This is a genomic window from Planctomycetota bacterium (assembly GCA_039819165.1).
Classification (GTDB): Bacteria; Planctomycetota; Phycisphaerae; order Phycisphaerales; family UBA1924; genus JAHCJI01.
On sequence record JBCBSM010000002.1, the window covers coordinates 440,017 to 456,729 of the forward strand.

A 16,713-nucleotide genomic window follows, 5' to 3' on the forward strand; every position below is an offset into this window, starting at 1 on the left:
CATGCGCGCACTGATGTGGTTCCGGGCCGATCTCCGCACGCGGGACAACACCGCCCTCGCGGCCGCGTGCGCGGCGGCCGACCGCGGCGTCTTGGCGGTCTTTGCGATCTGCCCCGAGCAGTGGAAGGAGCACGACTGGGGCGACATGAAGGTCGACCTCATCCGCCGATCGCTCGCCGGGCTGTCGGAAGGACTCAAGGGCCGCAACATCGCGCTCAAGATCCTCGTGCACCCGTCCTTTGCTGGCATCGAGGACGAGCTGCTCGCGCTCGCGCGGGAGCACGGCTGCGACGCGCTCTTCTTCAACGCCGAGTACGAGGTGAACGAGAAGCAGCGCGACGGTCGGGTCGCCGCCGCCTTTACGAAGGCGAACATCACCGTGAAGACCTTCCACGACCAGGTGGTCTTCCCGCCAGACTCGGTCCGCACCAAGGAGGACAAGCCCTACACCGTCTACTCGCCCTTCAAGCGGCGGTGGTACGAGTTCTACAAGAACGGCGAGGCTCCCAAGAGCCAGGGGCTGCCCAAGAAGCAGGCCGAGATGGTCTCGACGCCCGACGCCATCCCCGATGCGTTCGAAGGCTTCGACCCCGACGGCGGCCGGCCCGACCTGTGGAAGGCTGGCGAGGACTTCGCGCTCAACCGCCTGCGGGCCTTCGTCGAGTCCCGCATCGACCCCTACAAGGAAGACCGCGACTACCCGTCGATCAACGGCACTAGCGTGCTGAGCCCCTACCTCACCGTTGGCTGCGTCTCCAGCCGCCAGTGCATCGACGCCGCGCTCGACGCCAACAACGGCAAGCTCGATAAGGGCGGCAAGGGCCCCGTGCACTGGATGAGCGAGGTCATCTGGCGGGAGTTCTACAAGCAGATCCTCGTCGCCTTCCCCCGGGTCTGCAAGGGGCGGCCCTTCAACGCGAAATACGACATCGACTGGCGCCGCGACGACGAGGCGCAGGGGCAGTTCGCGCTGTGGTGCCAGGGCCGCACGGGCTATCCGATCATCGATGCTGGCATGCGGCAGCTCAACCAGACCGGCTGGATGCACAACCGCCTGCGGATGGCCGTCGCGATGTTCCTCACCAAGGACCTGCTCATCGACTGGCGCTTGGGCGAGCGGTACTTCATGCAGAAGCTCGTCGACGGCGACCTGGCCAGCAACAACGGCGGCTGGCAGTGGTCGGCCTCCACCGGCACCGACGCCGCCCCCTACTTTCGCATCTTCAACCCCATCAGCCAGAGCAAGAAGTTCGACGGCGACGGCGAGTACATCCGCAGGTTTGTCGACGAACTCGGGGGCTTCGAGGGCGACGCCGTCCACGAGCCCTGGAAGCACGACTCGCTCTTCGGCGATGCGAGCTACCCCGAGCCCATCGTCGACCACGCCGAGGCGCGCGAGCGGGCGCTCGACGCCTTCAAGATCGAGTCGGCGAATTCGGGCTGAGCCGGCGGCGTCGCGGCTCGCGTCAATCCCAGAACGGATCGACGATCGTGAAGCTGCCCTCGCGGCGGACGTTCTTGTAGGCTCGCAGCAGCGCGTTCTCGCCTACGCCGGCCCGCTGGTCGGGCTGCGACGGCGCCCCACGGCGATCGTCCTCGTTCACGAAGATGTTGTCCGACTGTGTGGGCAGCGAGTACTCGCGGAACACGAACGTCAGGTTCTCGGGGTCGGGCTGGGTCTCGAATTCAACCCGCAGGTCGTTGTACGCGACGTTGCCCTCCCACGAATTCTCGCGGCCGTGGATCTCGAGCGTCTTGGATTGCCGCCCGAGCAGACCCGGCGCGAGCCCCCAATCGCCGGGCCGGCCGCCGTACACCGGGCCGCGGTTCGAGACGATGGCCTGGTTGGGCTCGGCGTTGGCGGTCCACAGGTCCTCGCGGTCGTCGAACACGGGGCTGTGGCCGTAGGACGTGTTGCCGATGCGGCCCTCCTCGCGGCGGACGTCACCGCCCGCGCTGCCGCCCCGCTCGACGGGCACCCCCGTGAAACCCGGATCGAAGACCGCCAGCGTTGGATTGACCGCCGACTGCGGCAGCCTGTTCTCGTAGCCGCGATCGACCTCGATCTGCAGGCTCGTCTCCGCAGGGCTCACCAGCAGGTCGGGCTCGACCAGGCCCTGGAAGAGCATCAGCGAGAGGATGTTGCCGGTGTTGTCCTTGAATTCGGGCTCGTCGGCCACCACCGTCGCGTCCCGCTTGTCGATCAGGCTCGGCCGGGGGTACACCTCGTCGTTGTTCTGGCCCCAGATCGCGAGCGCCTGCGCCACGCCGCGTATCTGCGAGGCGTCCTTGACCTGCCGCGCCGTCGCGCGGGCCGAGCCCAACGCGGGCACGAGGATGCCCAGCAGCAGCGCGATGATCGCGATGACCACCAGCAGCTCGATCAGCGTGAAGCCGCCGCCGCTCCGTCCAAGCCCCCGCGTGCCGACCATGCCCACCACCTTCCCCGTGCTCCGGCGAATGGTACGGGACGGCCCGGGGGCGTGTTGCACACCGGATCTCGTCTCCGACGCACGCGCGACCGGATCGGGCCGAATGAGCCGCGAAACGTTGGTGCAAAAAAGCCGCCGGAAGCCTTCGCTCCCGGCGGCCGAGTAATCTCATTGACAAGGTGGGAGCAGGCTCACGCCCGCCCACCTAGGCACGTTGCATTAGTCGTGCCAGACGGTGACCTGGAAGGTCCGGGCGCCGCCCGAGGCGACCACCGCATGGACCGGACGCAGGTAGGCGTTGCTCTGGTCGAGCGCCTGCGAGCCACCGGCGGCACCGGAGCGACCGGTCGACCGCTGCGTGGACTCGCCACCGAACGAGCCGCTGCTCGGATCCTGATCGGTCGGGTCGCGATCCTCGTCGGCCTCCGACACGAAGAGGTTGTCGTTGAAGGTGCTGCCCTCGGTGCCCGAGGCCAGGCCGAAGAAGGTGAAGGTCAGGTCCTCGGGATCGGGCCGGGTCTCGAAGTCGACGTGCTGGTCGCCGTAGCCGATGTTGCCCTCCCACTTGGCCTTGCCGCCGTGGATGAGCAGCGTCTTCGACTGGTCGCCGAACTCGTCGTCCTCGGGCAGACGCCAGATCTCGCCATCCAGCTCGTAGACCGGGCCACGGTTGCCGAGCACCGCGTTGGTCGACTGGAACGTGTTGCTCCAGCTGCGGCGACGCTCGCCCCAGTACATGGTCTGGGCGTAGGAGTTGTTGCTGGGATCGCCGGTCTGGCGCTGGTCGAACGCGTCATCGAGCGGGGTGCCGGCGAACTCCGGATCCCACAGGGCCGACTCGGGACGCTCGGTGCCACGGGGCTGGCTGTTCTCGTAGCCGTTCATCTCCTCGGCATCGCCGACCTCGGCCGGGCTGATGGCCAGCTCGACGGGGATCGAGCCGTTGAACACCAGCAGGGACAGGGCGTTGCCCGTCGTGTCCTTGGTGAAGTCCGGGCTGGTCTCCGGGCCGGTGCCCGAGAAGGGCAGCGTGGCGTTGTTGCGGTCGATGCGGCTGGGCGTCGGGTAGTCTTCCTTGTTGTTCTGGGCCCAGATGTCCATGGCCTGGATGATGCCACGGACCTGGGTCGAGTCCTTGAGCTGGCGGGCCGTCGACCGCGCCTTGCCCAGGGCCGGCAGCAGGATGCCGATGAGCAGCGCGATGATCGCGATGACCACCAGCAGCTCGATGAGCGTAAATGCCTTGCGAGTCCTCATTGTCGAATCTCCAATCGCCTGTTGGCCCGCACGCACTCGCGCAGGCCAGCATCATCATCGGATCGCGTGATGAGCGCACGATCCACACGCCACCGGCGAGAGATCGCTTCGCCACCCGTCGCAGCGCCGGCAGGCTGCGCACCGCGAAACGCGATGCCGGGGGCTGGCCCGCCAGCGACGCCCGAAGGGACGGTCGGAGCGGCCATCGAGTTGTCGGAAGGGAGTGCCGCGAACCGGGCGGTGATGATGCTGGGCGAGGAACCTCGACCCATCAGAACGGTTATTGCATGCCCTGCTGCGTGCGCCTTCCAGCCACGTGGCTCCACAGAATACGAGATACGGTTCGCCGGTCAACCCCATCTGGTTGCATTCTCGGATGTCGACGGACGTTCCGCACCAAACACAATGCTATCAAGGACCGAAGCACGCATGAGCACCCCCCATAACCGACTCCGAGAACTCGGCATCGAGCTGCCCGAGGCCCCCGTCCCCGTGGCCGCCTACGTGCCGGTGCGGCTGGACGGCGATCTCGCCTACGTGAGCGGCCAGGTGCCCTTCGAGGGCGGCCGGCTGGCCGAAACCGGTCCGGTCGGCGACGGCGGCATGACGCTCGAAAGGGCCCAGGCGGCCGCCCGGCGGTGCGCCATCAACGCCCTGGCAGCCCTCGACGCCCACGCCGGCGGACTGGACAACATCGCCGGCATCGTCCGCGTGGGCGTCTTCGTGGCCTGCGGGTCCGAGTTCACCGACCACCCCCGCGTGGGCAACGGCGCCAGCGAACTGTTCGTCGAGGTCTTCGGCGACGCGGGCCGACACGCACGGGCGGCCGTCGGCTGCTCGTCGCTGCCGCTGGGTGCATCCGTCGAGGTCGAGGTGCTCGCCCGGCTGCGCGAGCAGCCGGGCTAACGGTGGCGGTCAGGCGAAGGCCTTCTTGTAGTCCGCCAGGAAGCGCTCGAGACCGATGTCGGTCAGCGGATGGGCCATCATCTTCTCGATAACGCCCAGCGGCACGGTGGCCACGTCGGCCCCCGCCAGCGCGCACTGCAGCATGTGGTTGGGGTGGCGGATGGAGGCGGCCAGCACCTTGGTCGCAAAGCCGTAGTTGTCGTAGATCTGGCGGATCTTGGCGATCAGCTCCATGCCGTCCTCGCCGATGTCGTCGAGCCGCCCGATGAACGGGCTGACCAGGAAGGCCCCCGCCTTGGCGACCATCAGCGCCTGCAGCGGCTGGAAGCACAGCGTCAGGTTGGTGCGGACGCCCTCGTCGCTCAGGGCCTTGCACGCCCGCAGGCCCTCGGTGGTGCTGGGCAGCTTGACCACGATGTTGCCGGCGATCTGCGCCCGCTCGCGGCCCTCGGCGAGCATGCCCTCGGTGTCGGTGGCGATGACCTCGGCCGACACCGGTCCCGCAACGATCTTGCAGATCTCCTCGAGCCGCTGGCCGTAGTCCACGCCCTCCTTGGCGATGAGCGAGGGGTTGGTGGTCACGCCGTCGAGCACGCCCATGTCGTGGGCCTTGCGGATGTCCTCGAGGCTGGCTGTATCGATGTAGAGTTCCACGGGTGACCTCGCTGGCGGACGCTGGGCCCCGCCGCGGGGCCCGTCAGGCCGGCACGGTAGCCTGCGCCTCGCGCTCCAGCATGGCCTTGAGTTCCCGCCGCATGATCTTGCCCGTGGGGTTCCGCGGCAGCTTCTCCAGCGTGCGGATGTCGCGGGGCACCTTGTAGCCCGCCAGATGCTGGCCGCACCAGCGGCGGAGTTCCTTGGTGTCGATGTCCTCGCCCTCCTCGGGCTCGACGAAGGCGATGATCTCCTCGCCCCGCACCGGGTCGGGGCGGCTCGAGGCCCCGCTGGCGTGGACACTCGGGTGGCGGTTGAGCACCTCCTCGATCTCGCGGGGGAAGACGTTCTCGCCGCCGACGATCATCATCTCCTTCAGGCGGCCGGTGATCAGCAGCCGCCCCTGCTCGTCGAGCCGGCCGATGTCGCCCGTGCGGAAGTAGCCCCGCTCGTCGAAGACCCTGGCGGTCGCCTCGGGGTCCTTGTAGTAGCCCTGCATGACGTTGGGCCCCTGGACGCGGATCTCGCCGGGCTCGCCCGGGGCGGCGTCCCTCCCGGTCTCGGTGTCCACGATCCGCTGGGTGACGTCCGGCAGCGGCCGGCCCACGCTGCCCGAGAGCCACTCGCTCGGGCGGCACCAGTGCGTCACGGGGCTGGTCTCGGTCAGGCCGTAGCCCTCGTGGATCGTCAGGCCGAACCGCTCGCGGAAGCGATGGCAGACGTCGGCGGGCAGGGGCTCGCCGCCCGAGACGATGAATTCCAGCTGCTCGAAGTCCTCGGGCGTGGCGCCCTTCACCGACAGCAACGCCCCGTACATAGATGGGATGGCGACCATGACCGTGGGCTTGTGCTCGCGGAACAGCCGCACGATCTGCTGCGGCACGAAGCGGGCGGTGTACACCACGTGCTGGCCCAGCAGCAGCGGCACGAGGGTCATGACGGTCAGCCCGAAGCTGTGGAACTGCGGCAGCACGCTCATGAAGGTGTGCTCGTGCCTCGCGAAGCCCACGAAGGAATCCACCTGCCGGACGTTGGCCAGCAGGTTGCCGTGGCTGAGCATCACGCCCTTGGGCCGCCCGCTGGTGCCCGAGGTGTAGAGCACGACCGCCAGATCGTCGTCGCGGGCGGTCGCGGGCCAGCGCAGCTCGGGGATGCCGCTGAAAGAGACCTCCTCGAGCATGAGCAGGTTCTTGCACTCCGGCCGATACCCCAGGTGCTCGAGCATCGGGCCGGCGGTGATGATGGTGTCCACCCCGCTGTGGTCGATAACGTACTGCAGCTCGTCGCGCTTGAGCAGGTAGTTGAGGGGGACCACGACCTTGCCCAGCATCCAGCCCGCCAGGGCCGCGATCGGGAACCCGCCGCCGGTGGGCAGCAGCACGCCCACGGTCTCCGACGTGCACCGCCGCTCGACCTCGGAGGCCACGAACAGGCTGGCGCCCAGCACCTTGCCGCCCGTGTACGACCGGCGGTCGTCGGTGATGAGCCGCCGCTTGCGGTACTTGAACAGCGACCGGCACAGCCTCCACTGGATGCTCACGACACGCCCCCTCGTTCCCCGAACCGCGGAGCAGACCCCACGCCAGCCCCGGATGGATCGACGATGGTATACCAGTCACTAACTTATAGCCGCCGCCTGGGCTTCCGCGTTTCGCTCGGGATCATCGCCGGGACGATAGCCGTCGCCGCGGGCTGCACCGCCACGCCGGGCTCGGGCTACCGGGATGCCTACGCCGGGGGCCGCTACCACGCCGCCATCTCGGGCGCGCGGGCGGCGGCCGGCTCGCCCGGCAGCACCAACGAGGCGGCGCTGACTACCGGGCTCGCGCACGAGGCCCTGGGCAACGACGCCGAGGCGCGGGCCTGGCTCGGGCCCATCGCACGCGGCGGCGATGCCACCATGGCCGCCCACGCGTCGGCCGGCCTGGCGCTCATCGACCTCCGACGCGGCCGCACGCTGCAGGCCGCCGAAGCGCTGGATTCGGCCAGCCTGCGGATGCGGGGCACGGCCGCCCGGGACGCCGCCCGCGTCGCCGCCGACGCCTACGAGCGAGCGGGCCGGCCCGACGACGCCGACCGCCTCCGCACCCGGGCCGCGGGCCTGGCCGACGCGGGCGGCCGGGCCTCGGGGGGCGGCTTCGCGGTGCAGGTGGGCGCGTACAGCACCCGCCATCGCGCGCAGCAGCGGGCGGCCGAGCTGCGGGCGTCGGCCCGGGCGTCGGGCTTCGGCGACCCGCGGGTCGAGCCGGGCGGCACGAGCCGGCGGCCGCTGTACCACGTCCGCATCGGCCGCTTCCGCACCGAGGACGACGCCAACCGGGCCCGGCGGCTGCTGGGCGGCGAGTCGATCGTCGTCGGCGCCTCCTGAGCGTCCGGCACGCACCGGGACGCGAGCCGCACCAACAAGGAAGGGGCCCGCGTGATGCGGGCCCCTTTGCACTCCTCCCCGAGTTCGATCGACGCGCTACGGGCAGCCGAGCGTGAAGATCTGGAAGGTGTCGACGGCCGCCTCGGTCACCGAGTCATTGGGGTTGTCGGTGGCCAGGAAGCGGAACTGCATGGTGCTGGTCAGCGGGACGAAGTCCTCGATGGTCCAGCGCTGCTGCACCCAGCCGACGGTGTCGGGCACGCTCTCGATGGTGACCCAGGTGGAGCCGCCATCGTTGGAGACCTCGACGTCGAGGCGGTCGATGTCCGCGTCGTCGTTGGTGAACCAGCGGGCGTAGCTGAGCTGGGCCCCGGCGTCGCCCGCGAGGTCGAACACCGGCGAAGTGAGGATGGTCGGGCCGCCGTCGACGTCGCTGTTGCCCGCGACGTTGTCGGTCAGCCAGCACTGGCCCGAGCCGTCGAAGTCGGCGAAGGGATCGCCGCGGCCACCGGCGGCGGGCACGCCCCGGTCCCACGCACCGTCGGTCAACGCGATGCTGTCGACCGTCCAGCCCGGCGACGTCTCGAAGTCGAGATCGACGATGAAGCTCTTGGCGACGACCTCGTAGCCGAAGGTGTCCGCCGGCGCCGTCGGCGGGAAGGTCACCACGCCCGAGACGGTGCCCTCGGCCTGGACGTAGAACTCGACGTCGGTGCCGCAGGGTGCGGCCGGGATGGTGCCGTCGAACAGGCCGCCTCCAGCGTCGGTCAGCGCGACGCTGGTGAACGGTGCGCCGTCGAAGCTGTAGAGCAGCGCGGGCGAGCCGGCGACGAGCTCCTCGCCGTCCTTCACGTCGATCTCGACCTGGATGTCGAGCGGCGTGTCGGGATCGACCAGCCCGGGGATGAACGTGGGCACCTCGAAGTCGATGCCCAGCGGCGGACGGTTGTTGTTGACGTAGATGTCGTCGATGCCCAGCCGGCCCGTTGCCGAGCCGTGCGAGGGGCCAAAGTCGAAGCGGACGGCCGAGATGCCACCGAGGTCCAGCCCGCTGTCATTGTGCAGGAAGTCGGTCAGGCGGATGCGGACGGTCTCGTACTCGTTCTGCCAGCCGGCGCCAGAGCCCGAGCCGGTCCGCTGGTAGGGCTCCTCGATGCCGCCGGAGAAGACGCCGGTCTGGATGGTGCTCTCGGTGCCGTCGCCGTCGATGAGCGTGACGCTGAAGGTCAGGTCCCGCAGCTCGGCGGTGGTCCGCGGGTGGCGGGTGCCCTGCGCGGCGCGGAACGACAGGAACTCGTCGTTCGAGAAGTCGGCCTCGGCCGCGATCACCTCGAACTCGATGAAGCTGTCGGCGTTCCAGTCGAAGACCAGGCCGCGGGAGTCGTCGCCGCCCGTAGCGCGGGTCATGCCGTTGCTGGCCTGGCTGCCCGTCCACGTGTAGGCACCGTCGGTATCGGTCTGCAGCACCTCGGCGGCGTTCTCGACCGTCAGCGTGACGGTGCCGCCCGAGCTGCTGACGCCGACGGCCGGGTTCTCCTGGAAGTCGTCGATGTAGAAGTCGTCGCTATCGGTGCTCTCGCGGTACTCGCGGACCACCGTGGTCGACTGCGACACGCCCAGCGACTCGAGCGCCTCGGCCTGCCGCCAGAGGTACTCCAGGCCCATGCGGCCGCCAACGCTCTCCTCGGCGTGCAGCTTGGCGAGCACCAGGTACACCGAGTTCATGACCCGCTGGGCCTCGGCGCGGCCGATCTCGGTGCTCGGCGGCCCCGAGAAGTCGTTGAAGCCGCAGCAGTTGAAGTCGTTGTGGTCGGCGCCGTGGACGTAGGTCGAGTAGCGGTTGCCGAAGGCGCGATCGTGGATGGCAAACGAGTGCACGCCTGCGAAGGGCGCGCCCGAGATGTCGCCGTCGGCCGAGCCCCACAGCAGGTGGTAGTTCACCAGCTCGGGCTTGGTCTGCGAGCTGCCCAGCGAGTTGTTGGGCGCGATGCTCGAGACCAGCAGCACGTCGTCGGAGTCGTAGTTGACGGTGCTGACCAGGCCATCACGCACGCGGGTGTAGGCGCGGGCGACACCCTCGCCGCCGCGGCTGTGGCCGATCCACATGATGCGGCTGGAGTCGACCTCGCCCTGCAGCACGCCGCCGCCGATGGTGTCCAGTGACCCCAGGAAGGCGTCGGTGTGCAGGTAGGTCGTGGTCGAGGCGGTCTCGATGCCCGGCACGGTGTCGTTCTGGTTGGTCACGACGATGAAGCCGTGCGAGGCCAGGTGCTGCTGGATGAAGTCGTACCAGCGGTAGTCGTGGCCGTTGCCGTGGCTGATGAGCACCATCGGCAGCGGGGGCAGATCGGCGATGTTGGCCGGGTACACCACCGTCTGGCGGTTGCGGCTGGCGATGATGCCGGGCCAGCTGACGGCGTAGTCCAGGGTCGGAGCCGTGGCGAACGGGCCCAGGTCGTTGAGATTCTTGAAGATCGCGAAGCCGCCCAGGTCGGCCCCGAGGTCGCTGGTCAGGCCGTCGATCAGGTCGCCCGCGCCCAGCTGGCCGTCGCGGTCCACGTCGACCACGAGGTCGTAGGCCTGGGCGATGTCCTCGTCGGCCGGGCCGGCCAGCGTCGTCGAGCCGGTGAGCGGGAAGGTGTTGCTCTGGATGTCGCCGCCCGGGAAGGTCACCTCCTGGGCCGAGCCGCGGACGTCGGTCAGGCTCGGGTCGGCGTCCCACTCGGCCGCGGTCCGGTTGGCGACGATGTACACGTCGGTGGTCGCGCCCGCGACGCCGGGGAACTGCCCGGTGTCGACCGCGACCCGCACCGTGGAGCCGGTGTTGAACGCGTCAACAAAGGTCGTGAACGGGAAGCCCGGCACCGCGATCGACGCCAGTTCGGCCTCGAGGATGCCATCTACGGGGCAACCCGCGTCGAACTGGTTCTGGAATTCCAGGAAGTCGAAGATCGTCAGCGAGCCATCGCCGTCGAAGTCCGCCGCCAGGTCGCCCGCATCGAAGGCGTTCTGGAAGGCCAGGAAGTCGAAGATCGTCAGCTCGCCGTCGCCATCGAAGTCCGCGGGGCACTCGGGGGTGGCCATCGCGGTGCTGGCCAGCAGGCCTGCGGCGAGCCCGGCAGCGAGGGTCAACGCCCTCGGACGCTTGGTGCATCCCATCGCCTCAACTCCTTCTCAATCTCTTGGTTGGGCTCTTGGTTGAGCGTTCTCAATGAGTAAAGCGGCGGGCTCTCCACCCGCCTCCGGTCCAGCATACAGGCGATGCCCCCGTGGCGCAACGTCCCGCGGGACGGAATCCCGCGAAAACGTCGCGGGATGCCCGAGTCACCCGTGGGTTATCAGGACGCTGATCGGGTCGCCGGCCCGGCAAGCGGCCGCAGGTCGGTCTCCGCCGCCACCGCCTCGATCTCGTCGAGCACCAGCGCGAGATCGGCCTCGGTCGCGCGGTCGTTCGAGGCGATGTGCCGGAACGCACGCACGCCGAACACCGGGGCGTAGTTGGTCAGCACCCGGCCCCGCAGCCGCACCCGCTCGCGGAGCACGTGCGTGCCGGCATCGAGCGCCCGCAGCTTGGCATCGGGCGGCAGCCCGTCGAGCGACTCGGCGTGGTACACGAAGCAGGTGTTGCAGCCCCCGCCGGCGGCGTCGCTGTCCGAAAGCAGCTCGAAGCGATCCCGCTCGGAGACCAGCCGCCGCATCGCGGCCGCCAGTTCGAACTTGCGGTCGACGATGTCGGCCATGCCGGCGTCGCCCCGAGCCTTCCAGGCGAGCCAGACCTTGAGGGCGTCCACCCGGCGGCCGCACTGGATGCTCATCTCGCCGGTGTCCAGGTCGGGCTCGTCGTTGTCGGCGTGGTAGAGGTACTCGGCGTGCACCGCGTTGCACCGGTGCAGCAGCCCGGGCTTCTTCACGAGGATGACCGAGGCCGACAGCGGCACGTTGAGCATCTTGTGGGCGCACCAGGTCAGCGAGTCGGCCCGCTCGATGCCCGCCATCAGGCCGCGCCGCCGCTCGCTGAGCAGGGCGCTCGCGCCGTAGGCGCCGTCCACGTGCAGCCACAGGCCGTGCCTCTCGGCGATGTCCGCGGCCTGGTCGATCGGGTCGTAGCCGCCCAGCACGGTCGTGCCCGCCGTCGCGACGACCAGGAAGGGCTCGTCGCCATCGGCCTCGGACCTCGCGACCGCGTGCTCGAGCGCATCCATCCGCATCCGGCCGAAGCCGTCGGTGGGCACGCCGACGACCGCCTCGCGGCCCAGCCCGAGGATCACCGCGGCTCGCTCGACCGAGTAGTGCGATTCGGCCGACGCGAATACGACCGGCCGCCGGCCGGCGGTGCCCCGCCGCTTGGAATCCGGGAAGCGGTGCTGCCGCGCGAGCAGCATGGCCATGAGATTCGACAGGCTCCCCCCCGGCGTGAACAGCCCCTCGGCGTGCTCGAAGCCCGCCGCTCGGCCCATGCGTGCGATGACCTCCCGCTCGACGAGCGTCATCGCCGGCGCCACTTCGTAGGTGTACATCGAGGCGTTCATGACCGCCGCAAGCCACTCGCCGACGATCGCGATGGGATCGAATCCGCTGAAGAGCTGGTTGGAGAAGTGGACGCTGCCGGTGCGGACCGAGAGATCGAGCAGGTCCCGCGCCTGGGCCATCAGGTCGTCGACGCCCGCCGCCTCGCCGAGCGCCAGCGGGATCCGCTGGCGGATGGCGCTCGGCGCCGGGTTGGCCGTCACGGGCTCGTCGCCGTCCGCCGACCGCGCGAGGTACTCCGATGCGAGATCCGCCGCGGCGCGCAGCACCTCGGCGATCTGCGCGTCGCCGAGCTGCGGGCGGGCGTCCGCCTGGCCTGGGTGGTGCATGCAACTCCTTGGGTGTGCGTCGTTTCCGGGAACCGGTCGAATCGGGAAGAGGGTATTCGCGCGACGCCGCCGGGCCGTACGCTGCGGAGTTCCCCGATGGTCGCCCACGCGACGGGAGCCGCCGATGGACGTGCCCCATGCCACGCCGCCCGAGCAGCCCATCGTGCCGCACGACGGCCGGTTCTCCGAGCGTCTCCGGCCGATCGAGGCCTACGCGCCCGGGCCCTCCGATCGGCAGCCGATCGCGATCCTGGGCATGCCCGACGACACGGGGGTGCGGCTCAACAACGGCCGGCCCGGGGCGCGGGAAGGCCCGAGCGCGATCCGGCGGGCCTTGTCGCGGATGGGCGTGGCCGACCCCGCGGGCTTCGATTGGCCCCAGGTCTTCGACGCGGGCGATGTGCTGCCCGCGGGTGACGATCTCGACGAGACCCACCGCCGCATCAGTGAGGCCGCCGAGGCGCTCGTCCGCGCCGGATTCTTTCCCATCGGCCTCGGCGGCGGGCACGACCTGACCTTCGCGTTCGTGCGGGGCGTCATGCATGGGCTGCCGGAAGCGGAACGCCCGCTGAGCGGCCACTACCTCGATCCCCATCTGGACGTCCGCGAGACACCGGGCTCTGGCATGCCGTTCCGGCGCTTGCTCGAGGACTGCGGCGTGCGGACGCTGCATATCTACGGGTTTGATCCGGTGGCCAACACCCGCGAGCACCACGACTGGTTCACGTCGCACGGCGGCGTCGTCGATCGCGGGCACGCGCGGCTGCCGTCCGAGCCGTTCTTCGTGAGCCTGGATCTCGACGTGCTCGATGCATCCGCGGCGCCCGGCGTGAGCGCGGCCAACGCCGCGGGCTTGCAGCCATCCGCGCTCGTTCCCTGGCTGCGCGAAGCGGCTGGCAACGCCAACATCCGGTGCTTCGACGTCATGGAGCTGTGCCCGGCCCACGACGACGCCGACCGGACCGCCCGCGTCGCCGCACGGTTGCTCCTGGCCTTCCTCCAGGGGCGCAGCGAGCGCCGCACGAAGGGTCTTGCCTGATGGCGCCGGCGACCACCACCATCGCCAACGCCCGCATCCTCACGCTCGACCCGAGCCTCGGCGATGGGCCGCTGGGCATCGTCGGCCGCGGCTGGGTCCGCTTCGACGACGACCGCGTGGCGGAGGTCCGCCCGGGCGATCCGTCGTCGCCGGCCGACCTCGACGCCGGCGGCCGGGTGCTCATGCCCGCCTTCGTCGACTGCCACACGCACGCCTGCTGGGCGGGCGACCGCGTCGACGAGTGGTGCCTGCGGTGCGCGGGCGCGGACTACCTCGAACTGCTCGAGGCCGGTGGCGGCATCATGAGCACCGTCCGCGCGGTGCGCGCCGCGTCGCAGCAGCAGCTCGCCGACGATCTCCTGGAACGGCTGGGCACGATGCTGCGACTGGGCACCGCCGCCGTCGAGGTCAAGTCGGGCTACGGGCTGGCCACCGCCGACGAGTTGAAGATGCTCCACGCCATCACGGACGCCGGCGAACGCTGGCCGGGCCGCGTCGTCCCCACTGCCTGCATCGGCCACGCCCTCGACCCCGACGCGCCCCGCGAGCGGTTCATCCGCACGACCATCGACGAGACGCTGCCCGCCGTCATCGCGGAGTTCCCGGGCGTCGCCGTCGACGCGTACTGCGAGCGGGGCGCATGGACGATCGAGGAGTGCATCGAACTCTTCGAGGCCGCGCACGCCGCGGGCCACCCGTGCCGCGTGCACGCCGACCAGTTCCACGCGCAGGGCATGACCCAGGCCGCCATCGAGCGCGGCTTCCTGAGCGTGGACCACCTGGAGGCCACCAGCGCCAGCGGGCTGCGGACGCTCGCGAAGAGCAACACCTTCGGCGTGATGCTGCCCTGCAGCGGCTTCCACGTCGACCGCCGCTACGCGGACGCGCGGACCTTCCTGGACGCCGACGGCCGGCTCGCCATCGCCACCAACTACAACCCCGGCAGCGCACCCTGCCCCGGCATGCCCACGGCCATCGCCCTCGCCTGCCGCTTCAATGGCACTCCGCCCATGACGCCCGAGGAGGCGATCATCGCCGCGACGCGGACGCCCGCGGCGCTGCTCGGCTTCGATGATGCCGGAAGGCTGGTGCCGGGCGCCCGGGCGGATGCGGTGCTGCTCCGGTACACGAGCGAACGCGAGCTAGCGCACACGTTTGGCGGCGATGCCGTCGAGCGGGTGTGGGTAGCCGGAACGCCGATCTAGCGTGCGTGCGGATCGATGAGGTGGTCGTGCAATGCCCGTTCCACCTCGCGGACGTTGGGCACGCTCATGAAGCCGACCTCCTGCACGGAGCGGCGGGCGTCGCCGTCGCCGTCCCGCCAGCGCTTCTCGCGGCGCTCGAAGACCAGGTCGCCCGAGCCGTCGGACCGCTGGCGGCGCTCGAGCACGGCGAGGTCCTTGGCCCAGTGGCTCGACACCTGCGTGCCCCCGAACACCGCGCCCTGCCAGATGATCGCGCGGCGATCTGTAATGGCGTACAGCGACTTCTTGAGCCTCCGGCGATACCAGATCGGCGTGGACATCATGCCGAGCCCGACCAGCACGAACGGCAGGCCGAACAGCGGAAACACCGTCCCCATGACGCCGCCGCTGGGGCCGGGACCGCCCTGGCCGGGGCCGCCCATCCCGCCGATGAGCCCCGCCGCCCCGGCGATCCAGAATACCGCGAAGCCGGTGAAGGGAATGGAGAACAGCACGGCCGACACGGTCGCCTTGTTGAAGGCCCGCGGCACGGGTCGGTCGGCCCACAGCACCCGCTCGTCGTCGCGCAGCTCGGGGGCGATGCGGGGATCCTGCGTGGGATCGGTGATCGGGAACACCATGGCGAACGCTAGAACATCTTGGAGCGCTCCGTAGCGGCCTGCCGGCCGCACACCCGCTTCTTTGCGGCCTCGCCGGAGTGAATCCGGCGGGCCTACCCCGGCGCACACGCTACGCCCGGATCGAGTCTGCTCTGCGCCGCGTTAGGATTCGCCATGCCGGCCGCCACAGAGCCATGCCCCTCACCCACGACCGGAGCGGCCCGCGCCTCCGCCATCGGCAGGCCGCTGGTCATCGGCGGAGTGCGGCTGTCGACCAACCTGCTGCTCGCACCCATCGCCAACTACTGCGACCTGGCCTTCCGCCTGATCTGCCGCGAGCAGGGCGGCGTGGGCCTGGCGTGCACGGACCTGCTCAGCCCCCAGGGCCTGCTGCGGGGGACGGCCACCTCGCTCGACCTGGCCCGCACCAACGCCGAGGACTCGCCGGTGGGCATGCAGCTCTACGGCGCGGATCCGGCGATCATGGCCCAGGGCGCCCGATGGGCGGCCGATCACGGCGCAACCATCGTCGACATCAACATGGGCTGCCCGGTCGACAAGGTGTGCAAGAAGGACGGCGGCAGCAAGCTGATGTGCGACCCAGAACGAGCGATCCGCATCGCCGAGGCCGTTCGCACCGCCCTGCCCGACGGCGTGCCCCTGACCGCCAAGATGCGGCTGGGCTGGAGCGAGGCCGACTGCCGCAACGGGGTTGCCGGGGACCTCGCGGTGCGGCTCGTCGGCGTGGGCGTGTCAGCCATCACCGTGCACGGTCGGACCACCGAGATGAAGTTCTCGGGCGCCTGCCGCCGCGACGAGATCCGCCGCGTCGTCGAGGCCGTGAAGTCCGCGTCCCCCGACGTACCGGTCATCGGCAACGGCGACGTCCGCGAGCCCCGCCACGCCATCGCCATGCTCGAGGACACGGGCTGCGATGGCGTCATGATCGGCCGCGGGGCGCTGAGCACGCCCTGGATCTTCCGCGATGCCTGGACCCTCCAGACCATGGGCCGCGTGCCGCCCGAGCCCAGCGACGCCGAGAAGCTGGCGATCGTGGAACGATTCTTCGATCTCATGGTGCGATACCGAGGCGAGCACTTCGCGATGACCCAGATCCGCCGCCGCATCAGCTGGTTCGGCAAGCGGATCAACGGCGGTCGCTGCAAGGACTTGAAGGAGTCGGTGCGGCTGGCAGGGACAATATCGGACGTTCGGCGGGCCCTCCGGCGTGGTTCTGGGGCCCCTCGTGCACATCGTGGGGTTCCCGCGCTACAGAAGGCCTTCTCCTAGCGCCCGGTTTTCGGTACACTGGGCCGAGAAATACGCCGGAACGCGACGCCGGCTGTTCCCTTGGGGGGGACGGCCGCCTCCCTCCCCGAATCACGCATCCGCGAAGC

The 16,713-nt window shown here is 70.1% G+C and carries 13 protein-coding genes; 6 read left to right on the forward strand and 7 right to left on the reverse strand.

The window, feature by feature from the left end; translation table 11 throughout:
* The first annotated feature begins 1 nt into the window (after window position 1).
* Entirely contained in the window at window positions 2–1,444 is a 1,443-nt protein-coding gene (gene phrB / locus AAFX79_13295; protein ID MEO1009532.1) for a deoxyribodipyrimidine photo-lyase, read from the forward strand.
* 22 nt (window positions 1,445–1,466) lie between these two features.
* On the opposite strand, the gene AAFX79_13300 is transcribed toward phrB, so the two are convergent.
* Together AAFX79_13300 and AAFX79_13305 are read right to left on the reverse strand one after the other, a co-directional pair.
* Complete coding sequence (locus AAFX79_13300; protein ID MEO1009533.1) at window positions 1,467–2,432, reverse strand: type II secretion system protein; 966 nt, start codon at window positions 2,430–2,432, stop codon at window positions 1,467–1,469.
* A 219-nt stretch (window positions 2,433–2,651) separates the two neighbouring features.
* The gene (locus AAFX79_13305; protein ID MEO1009534.1) at window positions 2,652–3,689 is read right to left on the reverse strand and encodes a prepilin-type N-terminal cleavage/methylation domain-containing protein; all 1,038 of its coding nucleotides are present in this window, start codon (window positions 3,687–3,689) and stop codon (window positions 2,652–2,654) included.
* A gap of 429 nt (window positions 3,690–4,118) precedes the next feature.
* Here AAFX79_13305 and AAFX79_13310 point away from each other — a divergent pair, with 429 nt between their 5' ends.
* The gene (locus AAFX79_13310) at window positions 4,119–4,595 is read left to right on the forward strand and encodes a RidA family protein (protein ID MEO1009535.1); all 477 of its coding nucleotides are present in this window, start codon (window positions 4,119–4,121) and stop codon (window positions 4,593–4,595) included.
* 9 nt (window positions 4,596–4,604) lie between these two features.
* On the opposite strand, the gene fsa is transcribed toward AAFX79_13310, so the two are convergent.
* Window positions 4,605–5,249 (reverse strand): fructose-6-phosphate aldolase, encoded by a 645-nt coding sequence (gene fsa, locus AAFX79_13315; protein MEO1009536.1) that lies wholly within the window; start codon window positions 5,247–5,249, stop codon window positions 4,605–4,607.
* A 43-nt stretch (window positions 5,250–5,292) separates the two neighbouring features.
* Window positions 5,293–6,789, reverse strand: a complete 1,497-nt coding sequence (locus tag AAFX79_13320; protein MEO1009537.1) for an AMP-binding protein — start codon at window positions 6,787–6,789, stop codon at window positions 5,293–5,295.
* Window positions 6,790–6,852: 63 nt separating this feature from the next.
* Between AAFX79_13320 and AAFX79_13325 the strand changes: the two genes are divergently transcribed.
* Entirely contained in the window at window positions 6,853–7,617 is a 765-nt protein-coding gene (locus AAFX79_13325) for an SPOR domain-containing protein (GenBank protein MEO1009538.1), read from the forward strand.
* 96 nt (window positions 7,618–7,713) lie between these two features.
* Here the strand turns inward: AAFX79_13325 and AAFX79_13330 are convergent, their stop codons facing one another.
* A complete protein-coding gene (locus AAFX79_13330; protein ID MEO1009539.1) occupies window positions 7,714–10,776 on the reverse strand; it encodes a GC-type dockerin domain-anchored protein in 3,063 nt (1,020 codons plus the stop codon).
* Between the two features lie 179 nt (window positions 10,777–10,955).
* Window positions 10,956–12,473 carry a pyridoxal-dependent decarboxylase gene (locus tag AAFX79_13335; GenBank protein MEO1009540.1) on the reverse strand — a complete coding sequence of 506 codons (1,518 nt, stop codon included), beginning with the start codon at window positions 12,471–12,473 and terminating at the stop codon, window positions 10,956–10,958.
* A gap of 124 nt (window positions 12,474–12,597) precedes the next feature.
* On the opposite strand from AAFX79_13335, the gene AAFX79_13340 reads away from it, so the two are divergent.
* Together AAFX79_13340 and hutI are read left to right on the forward strand one after the other, a co-directional pair.
* Window positions 12,598–13,512 (forward strand): formimidoylglutamase, encoded by a 915-nt coding sequence (locus AAFX79_13340; protein MEO1009541.1) that lies wholly within the window; start codon window positions 12,598–12,600, stop codon window positions 13,510–13,512.
* The gene (gene hutI / locus AAFX79_13345) at window positions 13,512–14,717 is read left to right on the forward strand and encodes an imidazolonepropionase (protein ID MEO1009542.1); all 1,206 of its coding nucleotides are present in this window, start codon (window positions 13,512–13,514) and stop codon (window positions 14,715–14,717) included. The genes AAFX79_13340 and hutI overlap by 1 nt, the downstream gene beginning before the upstream one ends.
* On the opposite strand, the gene AAFX79_13350 is transcribed toward hutI, so the two are convergent.
* Window positions 14,714–15,337: a hypothetical protein gene (locus AAFX79_13350; protein ID MEO1009543.1), complete on the reverse strand. Its 624-nt coding sequence runs from the start codon at window positions 15,335–15,337 to the stop codon at window positions 14,714–14,716. The two genes, hutI and AAFX79_13350, sit on opposite strands and share 4 nt — an antisense overlap.
* A 153-nt stretch (window positions 15,338–15,490) precedes the next feature.
* Between AAFX79_13350 and AAFX79_13355 the strand changes: the two genes are divergently transcribed.
* On the forward strand, window positions 15,491–16,606 hold the full coding sequence (locus tag AAFX79_13355) for a tRNA-dihydrouridine synthase (protein MEO1009544.1): 1,116 nt from the start codon (window positions 15,491–15,493) through the stop codon (window positions 16,604–16,606).
* Window positions 16,607–16,713: the final 107 nt, after the last annotated feature.

Bases quoted from the DNA above. Each gene is read 5' to 3' on its own strand.
- AAFX79_13355 (MEO1009544.1), top strand. From the start codon at position 15,491: ATGCCGGCCGCCACAGAGCCATGCCCCTCACCCACGACCGGAGCGGCC.
- phrB (MEO1009532.1), top strand. From the start codon at position 2: ATGCGCGCACTGATGTGGTTCCGGGCCGATCTCCGCACGCGGGACAAC.
- AAFX79_13350 (MEO1009543.1), bottom strand. From the start codon at position 15,337: ATGGTGTTCCCGATCACCGATCCCACGCAGGATCCCCGCATCGCCCCC.
- AAFX79_13325 (MEO1009538.1), top strand. From the start codon at position 6,853: ATGGTATACCAGTCACTAACTTATAGCCGCCGCCTGGGCTTCCGCGTT.
- AAFX79_13300 (MEO1009533.1), bottom strand. From the start codon at position 2,432: ATGGTCGGCACGCGGGGGCTTGGACGGAGCGGCGGCGGCTTCACGCTG.
- AAFX79_13335 (MEO1009540.1), bottom strand. From the start codon at position 12,473: ATGCACCACCCAGGCCAGGCGGACGCCCGCCCGCAGCTCGGCGACGCG.
- AAFX79_13340 (MEO1009541.1), top strand. From the start codon at position 12,598: ATGGACGTGCCCCATGCCACGCCGCCCGAGCAGCCCATCGTGCCGCAC.
- hutI (MEO1009542.1), top strand. From the start codon at position 13,512: ATGGCGCCGGCGACCACCACCATCGCCAACGCCCGCATCCTCACGCTC.
- AAFX79_13305 (MEO1009534.1), bottom strand. From the start codon at position 3,689: ATGAGGACTCGCAAGGCATTTACGCTCATCGAGCTGCTGGTGGTCATC.
- AAFX79_13330 (MEO1009539.1), bottom strand. From the start codon at position 10,776: ATGGGATGCACCAAGCGTCCGAGGGCGTTGACCCTCGCTGCCGGGCTC.
- AAFX79_13310 (MEO1009535.1), top strand. From the start codon at position 4,119: ATGAGCACCCCCCATAACCGACTCCGAGAACTCGGCATCGAGCTGCCC.